The organism is Burkholderia pseudomultivorans, from assembly GCF_001718415.1.
GTDB classification, from domain to species: Bacteria; Pseudomonadota; Gammaproteobacteria; order Burkholderiales; family Burkholderiaceae; genus Burkholderia; species Burkholderia pseudomultivorans_A.
In genome coordinates, this window is record NZ_CP013377.1 from 61,469 (window position 1) to 78,724 (window position 17,256).

The 17,256-nt window shown below is 69.6% G+C and carries 15 protein-coding genes; 12 read left to right on the forward strand and 3 right to left on the reverse strand.

The genetic code is table 11. The features are described 5' to 3' along the window. Positions 1–4: 4 nt before the first annotated feature. Positions 5–1,162, reverse strand: coding sequence for an ABC transporter ATP-binding protein (locus WS57_RS00230; RefSeq protein WP_059512982.1), 1,158 nt, complete (start codon positions 1,160–1,162; stop codon positions 5–7). 192 nt (positions 1,163–1,354) lie between these two features. Between WS57_RS00230 and WS57_RS00235 the strand changes: the two genes are divergently transcribed. After that, positions 1,355–2,380 (forward strand): LacI family DNA-binding transcriptional regulator, encoded by a 1,026-nt coding sequence (locus WS57_RS00235; protein WP_059512984.1) that lies wholly within the window; start codon positions 1,355–1,357, stop codon positions 2,378–2,380. An 11-nt stretch (positions 2,381–2,391) separates the two neighbouring features. Here the strand turns inward: WS57_RS00235 and WS57_RS00240 are convergent, their stop codons facing one another. Continuing rightward, positions 2,392–3,033, reverse strand: coding sequence for a GntR family transcriptional regulator (locus WS57_RS00240; protein WP_009691063.1), 642 nt, complete (start codon positions 3,031–3,033; stop codon positions 2,392–2,394). Between the two features lie 93 nt (positions 3,034–3,126). Here WS57_RS00240 and WS57_RS00245 point away from each other — a divergent pair, with 93 nt between their 5' ends. Continuing rightward, positions 3,127–3,603: an OsmC family protein gene (locus tag WS57_RS00245; protein ID WP_009691064.1), complete on the forward strand. Its 477-nt coding sequence runs from the start codon at positions 3,127–3,129 to the stop codon at positions 3,601–3,603. 18 nt (positions 3,604–3,621) lie between these two features. On the opposite strand, the gene WS57_RS00250 is transcribed toward WS57_RS00245, so the two are convergent. After that, positions 3,622–4,572, reverse strand: coding sequence for a LysR substrate-binding domain-containing protein (locus WS57_RS00250; protein ID WP_059481954.1), 951 nt, complete (start codon positions 4,570–4,572; stop codon positions 3,622–3,624). A gap of 114 nt (positions 4,573–4,686) precedes the next feature. On the opposite strand from WS57_RS00250, the gene WS57_RS00255 reads away from it, so the two are divergent. The 10 genes from WS57_RS00255 (at position 4,687) to WS57_RS00305 (ending at position 17,167) form a co-directional block, all read left to right on the forward strand. Next, positions 4,687–6,438 carry an IlvD/Edd family dehydratase gene (locus WS57_RS00255; RefSeq protein ID WP_009689646.1) on the forward strand — a complete coding sequence of 584 codons (1,752 nt, stop codon included), beginning with the start codon at positions 4,687–4,689 and terminating at the stop codon, positions 6,436–6,438. 84 nt (positions 6,439–6,522) lie between these two features. After that, a complete protein-coding gene (locus WS57_RS00260) occupies positions 6,523–7,881 on the forward strand; it encodes an MFS transporter (RefSeq protein WP_069243599.1) in 1,359 nt (452 codons plus the stop codon). Positions 7,882–7,917: 36 nt separating this feature from the next. Next, complete coding sequence (locus WS57_RS00265; protein ID WP_040130773.1) at positions 7,918–8,847, forward strand: dihydrodipicolinate synthase family protein; 930 nt, start codon at positions 7,918–7,920, stop codon at positions 8,845–8,847. Positions 8,848–8,878: 31 nt separating this feature from the next. Beyond that, a complete protein-coding gene (locus WS57_RS00270; RefSeq protein WP_059512988.1) occupies positions 8,879–9,808 on the forward strand; it encodes a Gfo/Idh/MocA family protein in 930 nt (309 codons plus the stop codon). Positions 9,809–9,875: 67 nt separating this feature from the next. Beyond that, positions 9,876–10,880 (forward strand): arabinose ABC transporter substrate-binding protein, encoded by a 1,005-nt coding sequence (locus tag WS57_RS00275; protein WP_009688561.1) that lies wholly within the window; start codon positions 9,876–9,878, stop codon positions 10,878–10,880. Between the two features lie 20 nt (positions 10,881–10,900). Beyond that, entirely contained in the window at positions 10,901–12,463 is a 1,563-nt protein-coding gene (gene araG, locus WS57_RS00280; RefSeq protein WP_059604845.1) for an L-arabinose ABC transporter ATP-binding protein AraG, read from the forward strand. Between the two features lie 30 nt (positions 12,464–12,493). Further along, complete coding sequence (gene araH / locus WS57_RS00285; protein ID WP_060300869.1) at positions 12,494–13,513, forward strand: L-arabinose ABC transporter permease AraH; 1,020 nt, start codon at positions 12,494–12,496, stop codon at positions 13,511–13,513. Positions 13,514–13,558: 45 nt separating this feature from the next. Continuing rightward, positions 13,559–14,461: an SMP-30/gluconolactonase/LRE family protein gene (locus tag WS57_RS00290; protein WP_069243600.1), complete on the forward strand. Its 903-nt coding sequence runs from the start codon at positions 13,559–13,561 to the stop codon at positions 14,459–14,461. A gap of 384 nt (positions 14,462–14,845) precedes the next feature. Continuing rightward, complete coding sequence (locus WS57_RS00300) at positions 14,846–15,673, forward strand: p-hydroxycinnamoyl CoA hydratase/lyase (RefSeq protein ID WP_059513001.1); 828 nt, start codon at positions 14,846–14,848, stop codon at positions 15,671–15,673. A 42-nt stretch (positions 15,674–15,715) separates the two neighbouring features. Next, on the forward strand, positions 15,716–17,167 hold the full coding sequence (locus tag WS57_RS00305) for an aldehyde dehydrogenase (protein ID WP_059604853.1): 1,452 nt from the start codon (positions 15,716–15,718) through the stop codon (positions 17,165–17,167). The last annotated feature ends 89 nt before the right edge of the window (positions 17,168–17,256 follow it).

A 17,256-nucleotide genomic window follows, 5' to 3' on the forward strand; every position in this document is an offset into this window, starting at 1 on the left:
ATCCTTATGCGTAGTGGTGAACGTGGAGGTCGGCGCACGCGGGCACCGCGCGGCCGTCTTCGGTGAAGAGGTGGCAGGCCGCGGCCGGGGCGTGCAGCTGCACGCGCTCGCCCGGCCGCACCTGCGCGTCGCCGGGCACCTTCGCGATGAACGGCGCGCCGCCGGGCGCATCGAGGTGCACGTAGGTCTGTTCGCCGAGCCGTTCGACGAGCGCGACGTCGCGTGCGAGTGCGGTGGCGTCGGGGGCGGCGTACGCGGCGCCCAGCGTCAGGTGTTCGGGACGGATGCCGAGCGTGACGGCGCTGCCGGGATGCAGCGCCGTGCCGTCGCGCGGCAGCACGAAGGTTTCCCCGGACGGCGCGAGCGTGACGGTCGTGCGCTGCGGATCGCACGCGGTGACGACGGCCGGCAGGAAGTTCATCCGCGGCGAACCGATGAAGCCCGCGACGAAGCGGCTGGCCGGACGGTGATAGAGATCGAGCGGCGCGCCCACCTGCGCGATGCTGCCGTGTTGCGCGGTGTCCGCGCCGGCGTGCAGCAGCACGATCTTGTCGGCGAGCGTCATCGCCTCGGTCTGGTCGTGCGTCACGTAGACGACGCTCGCGCGTTCGAACTGCCGGTGCAGGCGTGCGATCTCGATGCGCGTCTGGCCGCGCAGCGCCGCGTCGAGGTTCGACAGCGGCTCGTCGAACAGGAACACGCCCGGCTCGCGCACGATCGCGCGGCCGATCGCGACGCGCTGCCGCTGGCCGCCTGACAGCGCCTTCGGCTTGCGTTCGAGCAGCGTGTCGAGCTGCAGGATGCGCGCGGCGTCGCGCACCTTCCGGTCGATCTCGGCCCTGGGTGTGTGCGCGAGCTTCAGGCCGAACGCCATGTTCTCGTAGACGGTCATGTGCGGAAACAGCGCGTAGCTCTGGAACACCATCGCGACGCCGCGCTCGGCGGCCGGCACGTCGTCGATGCGCCGGCCGTCGATCGACAGCTCGCCCGCGCTCAGGTCCTCGAGCCCGGCGATCAGTCGCAGCAGCGTCGACTTCCCGCAGCCGGACGGCCCGAGGAACACGCAGAACTCGTGCGCGCCGATTTCCAGATCGACGTCGCGTATGACCGGGGCGTGCTCGCCGTAGGCTTTCTGCACGCCGCGCATCGAGATGCTCGCCATTGTCTCCGCTCCATGTTCTAATGCGCGTTGATGCTTGATTAAGCGCTTAATCACCGCGATCAAAAAAGAAGCGACAGGCGATCGCGGCCGAGTCGCGCCCCGTCGGTCGGGCGCGCTGGGTGTGCGGCGATAGTGCGCCGCTTCGGTGAGCGAAGCAAATACTGGATCGATGTCCCATATAGTGAGTCAACCATGGCAACCCTGGAGAAAGTCGCGCGCCGCGCCGGCGTGACGGCCGCGACGGTGTCGAACGTGCTGCGCGATCGCGGCCGGGTCGGCGCAGCCACGCGTGCGCGCGTGCTGGAGGCCGTGCAGGCGCTCGGCTACCGGCCGCATCTCGCGGCGCGGGCGCTGGCGGAAGGGCGCGCGCCGACGGTCGCGCTGATGGTGTCGAGCATCGCCAATCCGTTCTATCCGGAGTTCGCGCTGGCCGTGGAACGCGCGGTGCGCCGCAACGGCCAGTTCCTGATCATCTGCAATACGAACGACGATCCTCAGGAAGGCCGCGCGTACCTCGACCAGATCGCGGGGACGATCTCGGAGGGCATTCTCGTGACCAACGCGAACCTGCACCTGCCCGACCTGCTGGAGACCGCACGGCGCGGCGTGCCGGTCGTGCTGTGCATGTGGGAGCGGCCCGATGCGCCGCCGGACGCGTTGCCGTGCGTCACGGTCGATTTCCGCGAGGCGGGGCGGCTGGCGACGCGGCATCTGATCGAGCTGGGCCATCGCGAGATCGGCGTGATCGTCGGCGGCAGCCGCAACGGCGTGCAGGCGGCGCGCTACGACGGGTTTCTCGATGCGATGCGCGAAGCCGGGCTCGACGCGTCGGCGCTCGCGAGCGAACCCGACACGATCGAGGGCGGCGTGCGCGCCGCGAGCCGCTTGCTCGACGACCATCCGAGGCTGACCGCGCTGGTCGCGACCAACGACCTGCCGGCGATCGGTGCGATGCACGCGGCCGCCGACCGCGGGCGGCGCGTGCCCGACGACCTGTCGGTCATCGGCATCACCGATATTCGTCTCGCGAGCGAGACGCGGCCCGCGCTCACGACCGTCGCGATTCCGACCGAGGAAGCCGCGGATCTGGCGGTCGAACTGCTCAACGCGCTGCGCCACGCAGACGGCCCGATCGACGTGGCGCGGCGCGTGCGCACCGCCTCGCCGCCGCGGCTGGTGGTGCGCGCCAGCACCGGCCGGGTGCCGGGCGCGAAGTAGCGCACGCGGCGTCAGCCGCCTGCGACGAGCCGCATCACGATCTCCCTTGCCGAATCGAGATGCGCGACGGTCATCGCACGGGCGGCGCGCGCATTGCGCGCCCGGCAGGCCTGCAGGATCGCCTCGTGCTCGACCTGGAACGACGGCGTATCGGCGAGCAAGGTGGCTTGCAGGCGTTCGTAGCGTTCGACCTGGCCGCGCAATTCGCCGATCGCCTTCAACTGACGCGCGTTGCCGCAGCACGAATACAGCAGCGCATGGAATTCGCGATTCAGCTCGCCCTGCCGGTGCGGCGCGCTCGCGTCGCCGAGCAGGCGATGGACGAGTTCGGCGCGCGCGAGCGTCTCGTCGTCGAGCCGCTTCACGCTCCGATAGATCGCGTCGCCTTCGAGCAGCACGCGCATGTCGTAGATTTCCCGCACGTCCGATGCGCTCAGCATTCGCACGACCGCGCCGCGATTCCGGAAGATATCGAGCAGTCCTTCGCGTTCCAGGCGCTGGATCGCCTCGCGCATCGGAATCCGGCTGATCCCGAAGCGCTCGGCCAGGTCGCGTTCGACGAGCCGCTCGCCGGCCTGCAGTTCGCCGTTGATGATCATTTCCCGCAGCGATGCGGCCACCGTGTCCGCCGTGGAGTCGAGTCTGGCTTCCATCTTGCGCGTTCCTCAATTTGGAATAATGGTATACCAAACGGCCGTCCGGTGCCAAAATGGCGTCCGTGGATTCCGACCTCGAAGGAGAGCGAGATGGCGCATGGCGAGCACACATATCGTGTCGAAGTGCAGTGGACGGGCAATCGCGGGACCGGCACGTCCGGCTATCGCGCGTACGGGCGGGATCATCTGATTCGCGCGGGCGCCAAGCCGGACATTCCCGGTTCGTCGGATCCGGCCTTCCTCGGCGACGCGTCGCGGTGGAACCCCGAAGACCTGCTGCTGGCGTCGGTCTCGGCGTGCCACAAGCTGTGGTATCTGCACCTGTGCGCGGATGCCGGCATCCGCGTGCTCGACTACGTCGACGAGGCGGAAGGGACGATGGTCGACCGCGTCGCGCCGGGCCGCTTCACCGAAATCGTGCTGCGCCCGCGCGTGACGATTCGCGCCGGCGACGATCCCGCCGTGGCGGAACATCTGCATCACGCGGCGCACGAGCAGTGCTATATCGCGAACTCGGTCAACTTCCCGATCCGCTGCGAGCCGACGATCGAGTTTGCCGCGGCATGACGGCATGACGGCGTCGCGTCACGGTGCGGCGTCGTACACCTCGCGCGCCGACGCGCGAATCGCGTCGGCCATCACGGTCACAGCCGGCGAGTGCAGCCGGTCGGTGCGCGTGATGATCCCGAAATCGTCCATCCGGCAATCCATCTCCAGCGGCAGCACCGTGACGATCCCGTGTCGCGCGTAGTACAGCGCGACGTCCTCCGCGAGTACCGCGATCATGTCGCTCTGCTCGAGCACCTGCGTGATGAACAGCAGCGCGGCCGTCTCGACGACGTTCGCCGGCGGCGCGAGGCTCGCGCGCTGGAACACGAGCTCGAAGCGATGGCGCAGCACGCTGCCGGCCGGCGGCACGACCCATGCGGCGCGCTGCACGTCGGCGAGCGCGAGCGGCGCGTGCGCGAGCAGCGGATGACCGGGTCGCACCACCGCGGCGACCGGCTCGCCCGTCAGCGGCTCGTAGCGCAGATGCAGCTTGTCGTGCTCGGCGGACAGGCGGCCGATCACGATGTCGAGCTTGTCCTGCGCGAGGTGTTCGAGCAGCGCGTTGCTCGTGTCGATTTCGACGGACACGTGGATGCCTGCGTGCGAGCCCTTCACGGCGGCGACGGCCGGCGGCACGAGCCGCAGGCCCGGCGACGTGATCGCGCCGACCGCGACGCGGCCGAGATGGCCGGACTTCAGCGCGGCCAGTTCCTCGCGCGCCTGGTCGAGGCTGCCGAGCGCGGCGCGCGCGTGACGGATCAGCGCGTCGCCGTACAGCGTCGGCCGCATCCCGCGCGGCAGGCGCTCGAACAGCACCGCGCCGATCGATTCCTCCAGCTCGCGCAGCAGCTTCGACGCAGCCGGCTGCGTCATGCTCAGCGCGGCCGCCGCGCGATGGATGCTGCCTTCGTCGGCAAGTGCGACGACCAGCAGCAGCTGGCGCGTTTTCAGGCGGGCGCGGCTTCCCCACGGACTGGCTTCGGGCATCGTACGGGTTTATATCAATATAGAAACGGATATCGGAAACGGCGAAAACGTCATTGGTAGGTTATCAAATTTCTACCTAGACTGCGCCGGTATCTTGCCTCCACAGGACTGACGATGTCGGCAACAAAACCCAGGCTGCGCTCCGCCCAATGGTTCGGTACGAACGACAAGAACGGCTTCATGTACCGGAGCTGGATGAAGAACCAGGGCATTCCCGATCACGAGTTCGACGGCCGGCCGATCGTCGGCATCTGCAATACATGGTCCGAGCTGACGCCGTGCAACGCGCATTTCCGCAAGCTCGCGGAGCACGTGAAGCGCGGGATCTTCGAGGCGGGCGGCTTTCCGGTCGAGTTTCCGGTGTTCTCGAACGGCGAATCGAACCTGCGGCCGTCGGCGATGCTGACGCGCAACCTCGCGTCGATGGACGTCGAGGAAGCGATCCGCGGCAATCCGATCGACGCGGTCGTGCTGCTGGCCGGCTGCGACAAGACGACCCCGGCGCTGCTGATGGGGGCCGCGAGCTGCGACGTTCCGGCGATCGTCGTGTCGGGCGGGCCGATGCTGAACGGCAAGCTCGAAGGCCGCAACATCGGCTCGGGCACCGCCGTCTGGCAGCTGCACGAAGCGCTGAAGGCCGGCGAGATCGACGTTCATCACTTCCTGTCGGCCGAAGCCGGGATGTCGCGCTCGGCCGGCACCTGCAACACGATGGGCACCGCGTCGACGATGGCCTGCATGGCCGAGGCGCTCGGCGTCGCGCTGCCGCACAACGCGGCGATACCGGCCGTCGATTCGCGCCGCTACGTGCTCGCGCACATGTCGGGCATCCGCATCGTCGAGATGGCGCTCGAAGGGCTCGTGCTGTCGAAGGTGCTGACGCGCGCGGCGTTCGAGAATGCGATCCGCGCGAACGCGGCGATCGGCGGCTCGACCAACGCGGTGATCCACCTGAAGGCGATCGCGGGGCGCATCGGCGTGCCGCTCGAACTGGAAGACTGGATGCGCATCGGCCGCGACACGCCGACGATCGTCGACCTGATGCCGTCGGGGCGCTTCCTGATGGAGGAGTTCTATTACGCGGGCGGCCTGCCGGCCGTGCTGCGCCGGCTCGGCGAAGCCGGGTTGCTGCCGCATCCCGACGCGCTGACGGTCAACGGCAAGTCGCTGTGGGACAACGTGCGCGACGCGCCGAACTACGACGAGGAAGTGATCCGTCCGCTCGACCGGCCGCTGATCGCCGACGGCGGGATCCGGATCCTGCGCGGCAATCTCGCGCCGCGCGGCGCGGTGCTCAAGCCGTCGGCGGCGAGCCCGGAGCTGCTCAAGCATCGCGGCCGCGCCGTCGTGTTCGAGAACTTCGATCACTACAAGGCGACGATCAACGACGAATCGCTCGACGTCGACGCAAGCTCGATCCTCGTGCTGAAGAACTGCGGGCCGCGCGGCTATCCGGGCATGGCCGAGGTCGGCAACATGGGCCTGCCGCCGAAGCTGCTGCGGCAGGGCGTGAAAGACATGGTGCGCATCTCGGATGCGCGGATGAGCGGCACCGCGTACGGCACGGTCGTGCTGCACGTCGCGCCGGAGGCGGCGGCCGGCGGCCCGCTGGCGGCGGTCCGCAACGGCGACTGGATCGAGCTCGATTGCGACGCCGGCACGCTGCATCTCGACATTACGGATGACGAACTGCAACGCCGGCTGTCCGACCTCGATCCGTCCGCCGCACCCGGCGTCGCGGGTCAGCTCGGCAAGGGTGGCTACGCGCGGCTGTACATCGATCACGTGCTGCAGGCCGACGAGGGCTGCGACCTCGACTTCCTGGTCGGCACGCGCGGCGCGGAGGTACCGAGTCATTCGCATTGAGCGGGGCGCGGCAGCGCGCCGGTGAACACAGGTGAAGCAGGGCAGACCGGCGACGACGCCGGCGCAGCCCCTCATGGAGACAGGATGATCACGCAGAACATGTCCGCAGCATCGACCGCGACCGCGGCCGGCTCGCCGGCCGCGGTCGACGAACGGCACCTGATGCGCACGCTCACGCGCAAGCTGGTGCCGTTTCTCGCGCTGATCTACGTGGTCGCGTACGTCGACCGCACGGTCGTCGGCTTCGCGAAGCTGTACATGAACGCGGCCGTCGGCCTGAGCGACGCGGCGTACGGGCTCGGCGCGGGGCTGTTCTTCATCGGCTACTTCCTGTGCGAGGTGCCGAGCAACCTCGCGCTCGGCCGCTTCGGCGCGCGCGTATGGTTCGCGCGGATCCTCGCGACGTGGGGCGTGATCACGATGGCGATGGCCTGCGTGCAGGGGCCGACGAGCTTCTACGTGCTGCGCTTCCTGCTCGGCGCGGCCGAGGCCGGCCTCTATCCGGGCATCCTCTATTTCCTCACGCAGTGGTTCCCGATGCGCGACCGTGCGCGCGTGATCGGGCTGCTCGTGCTCGCGCAGCCGGTGGCCGGCATCGTCACGGGGCCGCTCGCCGGATGGCTGCTGTCGACGCACGGGCTGTTCGGCCTGTCGAACTGGCAGATGCTGTTCGTCGCGAGCGGCCTGCCGGCCGTGCTGCTGGTGTGGCCGACGATGCGCCTGCTGCCGGAATCGCCCGACCGCGCACGCTGGTTGAACGATGCGCAGCGCCGTTGGATCGCGCGTCAGCTCGCCGCCGATCGCGATACCTACCGTCCCGATACGCACCGCAATCCGCTCGCCGCGCTGCGCGACCGGCGCGTGCTGCTGCTCGCCGCCCTGTTCCTGCCGTTTCCGCTGTGCATCTACGGGCTGTCGCTGTGGCTGCCGACGATCATCAAGGCGTTCGGCGCCGGCGACGCCGCGACCGGCCTGCTGTCCGCGGTGCCCTACCTGTTCGCGGTGATCGGGCTGCTGGTCGTGCCGCGTCACTCGGACCGTACGCGCGAGCGCTATCTGCACATCGTCGTCGTGTCGGCGGCCGCCGCGCTGACGATGGCCGCGAGCGCATGGGTGCGGCAGCCGGCGCTGCAGTTCCTGTTCATCTGCCTGACCGCGTTTTCGCTGTATTCGATCCAGGCCGTCGTGTGGGCGCTGCCCGGCGAATTCCTGAGCGGCGCGAGCGCCGCGGTCGGGATCGCCGCGATCAACTCGCTCGCGAATCTCGGCGGCTATCTCGGACCGTACGGGATCGGCCTGATCAAGCAGGCGACCGGCAGTCTCGCGGCCGGCCTGTATTTCCTCGCGGCGACGCTGCTGTTCGCCGTGCTGATCACGTTCGTGGTCCGCGCGGCGCTGCGCGCGCCGCAGCCCACCGACGGCGCGCTCGCGCGCGAATCCTGAGCGCATGCCCCACTACGACCGACGCAGAACCGAACCATGACATCGAGCCGTACGCCGCGCTACCGCGGCATTTTCCCGGTCGTGCCGACGACCTTCACCGAGACCGGCGAGCTCGACCTCGCGAGCCAGCGGCGCGCGGTCGACTTCATGATCGACGCGGGCTCGGACGGGCTCTGCATTCTCGCGAACTTCTCCGAGCAGTTCGCGCTCGCCGACGACGAACGCGACCTGCTGACGCGCACGATCCTCGAACACGTCGCCGGCCGCGTGCCGGTGATCGTCACGACGTCGCACTACAGCACGCACACCTGCATCGCGCGCAGCGTGCGCGCCCAGCAGCTCGGCGCGGCGATGGTGATGGTGATGCCGCCGTATCACGGCGCGACGTTCCGCGTGCCCGAAGCGCAGATCCACGCGTTCTATGCGCGCCTGTCGGACGCGCTGTCGATCCCGATCATGATCCAGGACGCGCCCGCGAGCGGCACCGTGCTGTCCGCGCCGTTTCTCGCGCAGCTGGCGCGCGAGATCGAGCAGGTCGCGTACTTCAAGATCGAGACGCCGGGCGCCGCGAACAAGCTGCGCGAACTGATCCGGCTCGGCGGCGACGCGATCGAAGGGCCGTGGGACGGCGAGGAAGCGATCACGCTGCTCGCCGACCTGCACGCCGGCGCGACCGGCGCGATGACGGGCGGTGCGTATCCGGACGGCATCCGGCCGATCCTCGAAGCGTATCGCGAAGGGCGTCACGACGACGCGTTCGCGCGCTATCAGGCGTGGCTGCCGCTGATCAACCACGAGAACCGGCAGTCCGGGATCCTGACCGCGAAGGCGCTGATGCGCGAAGGCGGCGTGATCGCGTGCGAGGCGCCGCGGCATCCGATGCCGGCGCTGCATCCGGACACGCGCGCGGAGCTGGTCGCGATCGCGCGCCGGCTCGATCCGCTCGTGCTGCGCTGGGCGCGCTGAGCAACCAATCCAACGAATCAGGGAGCGCACGATGAGCCAAGTCGTTTCGCTGGGTGTCGTCGGGATCGGCAAGATCGCCCGCGACCAGCATCTGCCGGCGATTGCCGCCGAACCCGGGTTCGCGCTGACCGCATGCGCGAGCCGTCATGCGGAAGTCACCGGCGTGCGGAACTATCCGGATCTGGGCGCGCTGCTGGCCGGCGAGCCCGAGCTCGCCGCCGTGTCGCTGTGCGCGCCGCCGCAGGTGCGCTACGCGCAGGCGCGCGCGGCGCTGGACGCGGGCAAGCACGTGATGCTCGAGAAGCCGCCGGGCGCGACGCTCGGCGAAGTGGCCGCGCTCGAGGCGCTCGCGCAGTCGCGCGGCCTCACGCTGTTCGCGACCTGGCATTCGCGCTGCGCGAGCGCGGTCGAGCCGGCGCGTGCGTGGCTCGCGACGCGCAGGATCCGCGCGGTGCAGGTGCGCTGGAAGGAGGACGTGCGGCGCTGGCATCCGGGGCAGCAATGGATCTGGGAGCCGGGCGGCCTCGGCGTGTTCGACCCGGGGATCAACGCACTGTCGATCGTCACGCGGATCCTGCCGCGCGAGCTGGTGCTGCGCGAGGCGACGCTGGTCGTGCCGAGCGACACGCAGACGCCGATCGCGGCCGAGCTCGAATGCGCGGATACCGACGGCGTGCCCGTGCATGCGGAATTCGACTGGCGCCACGGCCCGGTCGAGCAATGGGAGATCGCGGTCGACACGGCCGACGGCATGCTGATGATCAGCGCGGGCGGCGCGAAGCTGTCGATCGCGGGCGAGCCGGTCGAACTCGGGCCGGCGCGCGAGTACCCGGCGCTGTATGCGCAGTTTCATGCGCTGATCGCGCGTCGCGAAAGCGACGTCGACGTGCGGCCGCTGCGGCTCGTCGCCGACGCGTTCCTGTTCGGCCGGCGCGTCGACACCGGCGCGTTCGGCCGCTGAGCGCGGCGGGCGTACGCACATCATCTTCGAGCACCACCACACAAAGTCGATACAAGGAGACAAAGACATGTTTCGCACGAATCGCAGGACCCTGTTGCGCGCGCTGCTGGCCGCGCTGTGCATCGCGCCGCTCGGCATGCAGGGCATGGCCCGCGCCGATGCGCCGCTGAAGATCGGCTTTCTCGTGAAAATGCCCGAGCAGGCCTGGTTCATCAACGAGCAGAACGCGGCGTCCGCGCTCGGCCAGAAGGAGAACTTCTCGGTCGTGAAGATCGGCACGCCGGACGGCGAGAAGGTGCTCGCCGCGATCGACAACCTCGGCTCGCAGGGCGCGCAGGGCTTCGTGATCTGCGCGCCCGACGTGCGCCTCGGGCCGGCGATCGCCGCGCGCGCGAAGCGCTACAACATGAAGTTCGTGACCGTCGACGACCAGCTCGTCGACTCGACCGGCAAGCCGCTGACGAACGTGCCGCACCTCGGGATGTCGGCGACCAAGATCGGCAACCAGGTCGGCCAGGCGATCTCCGACGAGATGAAGCGGCGCGGCTGGAAGCCGGAGGAAGTCGGCGCGCTGCGCATCACCAACTACGAGCTGCCGACCGCGAAGCTGCGCACCGACGGCGCGACGCAGGCGCTGCTCGCGAACGGCTTCCGCAAGGAGAACATCTTCGACGCGCCGCAGAAGACCACCGACGACGAAGGCGGCTTCAGCGCGGCGGCGCCGGTGCTCGCGCGGCATCCGAACGTGAAGAAATGGGTGATCTACGCGCTGAACGAGGAAACCGTGCTCGGCGCGGTGCGCGCGACCGAGCAGCTGCACATCCCGGCGGCCGACGTGATCGGCGTCGGCATCAACGGCGCGGGCGAGGCCTTCGCCGAATTCCAGAAGAAGGAGCCGACCGGCTTCTACGGCACGATCGCGGTCAGCTCGACGAACCACGGCAAGGAAAGCACGCAGAACCTCGTCGACTGGATCCGCAACGGCAAGATGCCGCCCGCCGACACGCAGACCAGCGGCAAGCTGATGACGCGCAGCAACTGGCAGGCGGTGCGCGCCGAGCTCGGCATCTGAGCGGCGCGAGCGAGGACGCGATGACGATGCAGACGATGACGGCCGTGTCCGGCCACCACGATGCCGCGCAAGCCGGCGCCGGCGCGCCGCCGGCCGGCGAACCGGTGCTCGCGCTCGACGGCATCACGGTGACCTTCCCGGGCGTGCGTGCGCTCGACGCGGTGTCGCTGTCGGTGCGCGCGGGCGAGGTGCACGGCTTGATGGGCGAGAACGGCGCGGGCAAGTCGACGCTGCTGAAGGTGCTGTCCGGCGTGAACCAGCCGCAGGCCGGCACGTTGACGCTGAACGGCGCGGTGCAGCGCTTTGCGTCGACGCGCGCCGCGCTCGAGGCCGGCATCGCGATCATCTACCAGGAACTGCATCTGGTGCCCGAGCTGACGGTCGCGGAGAACCTGATGCTCGGCCAGCTGCCGAGCCGGCTCGGCGTGGTCGACGAGCGCGCGCTCGCCGCGCGTGCGCTCGATGCGCTGGAGCGGCTCGGCGAGCACATCGAGCCCGACATCCCGGTGAAGTACCTGTCGATCGGCCAGCGCCAGATGATCGAGATCGGCAAGGCGCTGATGCGCGACGCGCGCGTGATCGCGTTCGACGAACCGACGAGTTCGCTGTCCGCGCGCGAGACGACGCAGCTGTTTCGCATCATCCGTGCGCTGCGCGCGGACGGCCGCGCGATCATCTACGTCACGCACCGGATGGAGGAAGTCGACGCGCTGTGCGATCGCGTGACGGTGTTCCGCGACGGCCGCAGGATCGAGACGTTCGAATCGGTCGCCGAGCTCGACCGCGACCGGCTGATCGGCTGCATGGTCGGGCGCCCGATCGAGGACGTGTACGGCTACCGGTCGCGCGCGGCCGGCGACGTGCTGATCGAGGCGAAGGGGCTGGTCGGGCCCGGTCTGTCGGAGCCCGTGTCGTTCGCCGCGCGGCGCGGCGAGATCGTCGGCTTCTTCGGGCTGGTCGGCGCGGGCCGCTCGGAGCTGATGAAGCTGCTGTACGGCGCGGCGCGGCCGAGCGCCGGGCATGTCGAGCTGAACGGGCGGCGCGTCGCGTTCGCGAGCCCGCGCGACGCGGTGCGCGCGGGCATCGCGCTGTGCCCGGAAGACCGCAAGCACGAAGGCATCGTCGCGATCGCGTCGGTGGCCGACAACCTGAACATCAGCGCGCGCCGCCATTTCAGCCCGGCGCGGATGCTGCTCGCCCCGCGGCAGGAGCGCGAACTCGCGCAGCGCTACATCGAACGGCTTGCGATCAAGACGCGCGACGGCGACACGCCGATCGGCGCGCTGTCGGGCGGCAACCAGCAGAAGGTCGTGCTGGCGCGCTGGCTGGCCGAGCGCATCGACGTGTTCCTGATGGACGAGCCGACGCGCGGCATCGACGTCGGCGCGCGCGCCGAAATCTACAACCTGTTCTACGAGCTCGCGGACGCGGGCCGCACGGTGATCCTCGTGTCGAGCGACCTGGCCGAGGTGATCGGCGTGTCGGACCGGATCGTCGTGATGAAGGAAGGGCGGATCGCGGGCGAAGTCGCGAAGGCGCAGGCGACGCCCGATGCGCTGATCAAGCTCGCGCTGCCGCGCTAGCGGCGTGCAGTCAACCGGAATGCAATCGATATGAGCCAGGCAATGCAACCCCAACGCACTTCTCCGTCCCCCGATGCCACGGCCGCGCCCGCGCGGGCGCGCAGCGGCGTGTGGCAGCTGATCAACCGCTCGGGCATCGTGATGGTGTTCGTCGTGCTGTTCGCGGCGCTGTCGCTGACCGTGCCGGACTTCCTGACGCCGCGCAACATCCAGGGCCTGCTGCTGTCGGTCACGCTGATCGGCTCGATCGCGGTGACGATGATGTTCGTGCTCGCGCTCGGCGAGGTCGACCTGTCGGTCGCGTCGATCGTCGCGTTCTCGGGCGTGGTCGCCTCGACGCTGATCACCGCGACGCACAGCGTCGTGATCGGTACCGTGGCGGGCGTGCTCGCGGGCGGCGCGGTCGGGCTCGTCAACGGCGTGCTGATCGCGCGCTGGCGCATCAATTCGCTGATCGTCACGCTCGCGATGATGGAAGTCGTGCGCGGGCTCGCGTTCATCACGTCGAACGGCGATGCGGTGATGATCTCCGAGGAACGCTTCTTCGAGCTCGGCTCCGGCTCGTTCCTCGGCATCTCGTTTCCGATCTGGAGCAATATCGTCGGCTTCGTCGTGTTCGGCTTCCTGCTGCGCCGGACGGTGTTCGGCAAGAACGTGCTGGCCGTCGGCGGCAATGGCGAGGCCGCGCTGCTCGCGGGGCTGCCGGTGATGCGCATCCGCATCACCGTGTTCGTGCTGCAGGGGCTCGTGACCGGCTTCGCCGGCGTGATGCTCGCATCGCGGATGAGCCTCGGCGACCCGAAGACCTCGGTCGGCCTCGAACTCGGCGTGATCTCCGCGTGCGTGCTCGGCGGCGTGTCGCTGACGGGCGGCGTCGCGACGATCTCCGGCGTGCTGGTCGGCGTGCTGATCATGGGCTCCGTGCAGGACGCGATGAGCCTGCTGAACGTGCCGACCTTCTACCAATATCTGATACGCGGCGGAATTCTGTTGCTCGCGGTGCTGTTCGACCAGTATCGTCGCAACCAGCGGCGCGCGATGAAGATCTGACGCAAGCGCGGCCGCCCGAAAATGCGACAGATATCGGGAGACGCTATGCAACAGACTCATCCGGCCGCGCTGGCGGCGCTGCTGGTGGACAGCCGCAACACGCTCGGCGAAGGCGCGACATGGTGCGACGCGACGCGCGCGCTGTACTGGACCGACATCGAAGGCGCGCGCCTGTGGCGCTGCCGCGCGGACGGCTCGGACCTCGCGCAGTGGCCGATGCCCGAACGGCTCGCGTGCTTCGCGCTGACGAACGATCCGGACGTGCTGCTGGTCGGTCTGGCGACGCATCTTGCGTTCTTCGACCTGCGCAGCGGCGTGTTCACGCGGATCGTCGACGTCGAGCCCGAGCTGCCGACGCGCCTGAACGACGGCCGCTGCGATCCGTTCGGCGCGTTCGTGTTCGGCATGAAGGACGAAGGCGGCGAGCCGCCGCGTGCGCTCGGCGGGTTTTACCGGCTCGGTCCCGACCTGACGCTCGGACGGCTCGCGCTGCCGCCGGCCGCGATCGCGAACAGCATCGCGTTCTCGCCGGACGGCGCGCGGATGTACTTCTGCGATTCGCTGGTGCGCGTGATCTTCGTCTGCGACTATCGCGCGGGCGGCGACGTGGCGAACGTGCGGCCGTTCGCACGGCTGACCGACGCGGACGGCGATCCGGACGGCTCGACGATCGATCGCGACGGCGGCCTGTGGAACGCGCAGTGGGGCGGGCGGCGCGTGGTGCGTTACGGGCCGGACGGTGTCGAGACCGCGCGCGTGGCGGTGCCGACCGCGCAGCCGAGCTGCGTGGCGCTCGACGGCGAAGGCCGGCTGTATGTGACGAGCGCGCGCACCGGCCTGGGCGACGACGCGCTGGCGGCCGACGCGCATGCGGGCGGCGTGTTCGTCGCGGCGACGCGGCATGCGGGCGCACCGACCGCGCGATTTGCGGGGAAGCCGGCCGGCTGAACCGGTCGATGCGCGCGGCTTGCGCGGCCGCCGTGCGCCCGCCGGCGGTTCGCACGGTGCGGCCGCGCCACGCCCGCATCGCGTCGCATCGAACCCTCATCGAAACCTTTCCTTCCTTGTTCGTCGATCAGCGGGCGCGCGCCGAAGCGACCCCGGCGCGGAACGCCGCGCGCACGCGCGATCATGACCTCCGCCTTGTCCTGCGCGCACGCCGCAGGCTCCTTCTCATCGTGTAAAGCCCGCGCGTCGCGGCGCGCCATGCCCCTGTTCGGGCACGTTTAGGGGTTTGTCCCGAGACGTTTCCATTCCGCTTTACATATCAGGTTACCTGATAGTAAATTGATGGCGAGTCGCGCAGGGCGGCACTGTCATTGGAGAACGAAGATGAATTACGAAGGTCGCTGGAGTACGGTGAAGGTTGCAGTCGAGGGCGGGATCGCATGGGTCACGCTGAACCGCCCGGACAAGCGCAACGCGATGAGCCCGACGCTGAACGCGGAGATGATCGAGGTGCTGGAGGCGGTCGAGCTCGACGCGGAAGCGCAGGTGCTCGTGCTGACCGGCGAAGGCGACGCCTGGACGGCCGGGATGGACCTGAAGGAGTATTTCCGCGAAGTCGACGCGGGCCCCGAGATCCTGCAGGAAAAGATCCGCCGCGACGCGAGCCGCTGGCAATGGCAGTTGCTGCGCATGTACGCGAAGCCGACCATCGCGATGGTCAACGGCTGGTGCTTCGGCGGCGGCTTCTCGCCGCTCGTCGCGTGCGATCTCGCGATCGCGGCCGACGAAGCGGTGTTCGGCCTGTCGGAGATCAACTGGGGCATCCCGCCGGGCAACCTCGTCAGCAAGGCGATGGCGGACACGGTCGGGCACCGCCAGGCGCTCTACTACATCATGACCGGCGACACCTTCACGGGCCAGCAGGCCGCGCAGATGGGGCTCGTCAACAAGAGCGTGCCGCGCGCGCAGCTGCACGACGAGGTGCGCGCGCTCGCCGCGAAGCTGCTCGACAAGAATCCGGTCGTGATCCGCAACGCGAAGCACGGTTTCAAGCGCTGCCGCGAACTGACGTGGGAGCAGAACGAGGACTACCTGTACGCGAAGCTCGACCAGGCGAACTACCGCGATCCGGAGGGCGGGCGCGAACAGGGCCTCAAGCAGTTCCTCGACGAGAAGAGCATCAAGCCGGGCCTGCAGGCCTACAAGCGCTGACGCGCGGCGCGGCACGCGAACGGACTGAGCGGAGACAGCGAAATGCATGAAGTGAGTTTGTTGATCGACGGCGTGTCGCGCGGCGCGTCGAACGGCGCGACCTTCGACCGGATCGATCCGGCGACGGGCCAGGTGGCTTCGCGCGCCGCGGCGGCGACGCTCGACGATGCGGATGCCGCGGTCGCGGCGGCCGCGCGCGCGTTTCCCGCGTGGGCGGCGCTCGGGCCGACCGAGCGTCGGCGGCGCCTGCTGGCGGCGGCCGACCGCATGGACGCGCGCGCCGGCGAATTCATCGAGACCGGCCGCGCGGAAACCGGCGCGATGGCGAACTGGTACGGCTTCAACGTGATGCTCGCCGCGAACATGCTGCGCGAGGCCGCCGCGATGACCACCCAGATCGACGGCGCGGTGATTCCGTCCGACGTGCCGGGCAGCCTCGCGATGGCGGTGCGCCAGCCGTGCGGCGTGGTGCTCGGGATCGCGCCGTGGAACGCGCCGGTGATCCTCGCGACGCGCGCGCTCGCGATGCCGCTCGCGTGCGGCAACACGGTCGTGCTGAAGGCGTCCGAAGGCTGCCCCGGCGTGCATCGGCTGATCGGCAGCGTGCTGCACGACGCGGGGCTCGGCGACGGCGTCGTCAACGTGATCACGCATGCGCCCGAGGATGCGCCCGCGATCGTCGAGCGGCTGATCGCGAATCCGGCCGTGCGGCGCGTGAACTTCACCGGCTCGACGCGCGTGGGCCGGATCGTCGCGACGCTCGCCGCGCAGCACCTGAAGCCCGCGCTGCTCGAACTCGGCGGCAAGGCGCCGGTGCTCGTGCTCGACGACGCCGACCTCGATGCGGCGGTCGACGCGGTCGCGTTCGGCGCATTCTTCAACCAGGGGCAGATCTGCATGTCGACCGAGCGCGTGATCGTCGATCGCAAGGTCGCCGATGCATTCGTCGACAAGCTCGTCGCGAAGGCGCGCACGCTGAAGGCCGGCAACCCGGCCGCGCCGGGCGTCGTGCTCGGCACGCTCGAAAGCGCGGCGGCCGCGCAGCGCATCGCGGCGCTGGTCGCCGATGCGGGCGCGCACGGCGCCGCGCTGCCGCTCGGCTGCGAGGTCGACGGCGCGGTGATGCAGCCGACTGTCGTCGACGGCGTCACGCGCGAGATGAAGCTCTATGCGGACGAATCGTTCGGGCCCGTGGTGACCGTGCAGCGCGTCGACGGCGACGAAGCGGCGCTTGCCGCCGCGAACGACAGCGAATACGGGCTGTCGGCGGCGGTGTTCAGCCGCGACATCGCGCGCGCGATGCAGGTCGCGAAGCGGATCGAGTCGGGCATCTGCCACATCAACGGCCCGACCGTGCACGACGAGGCGCAGATGCCGTTCGGCGGCGTGAAGGCGAGCGGCTACGGCCGCTTCGGCAGCAAGGCGTCGATCGCCGAGTTCACCGACCTGCGCTGGATCACCGTGCAGACCGCGCCGCGCCATTACCCGATCTGAGCGGATCGCCGCCGCGCGGCGACCCGCTCGAAAACGACACAACGCAGTGCCCGCCGGCGCGCACGACCGCGCCGGACGGAACCGAATGG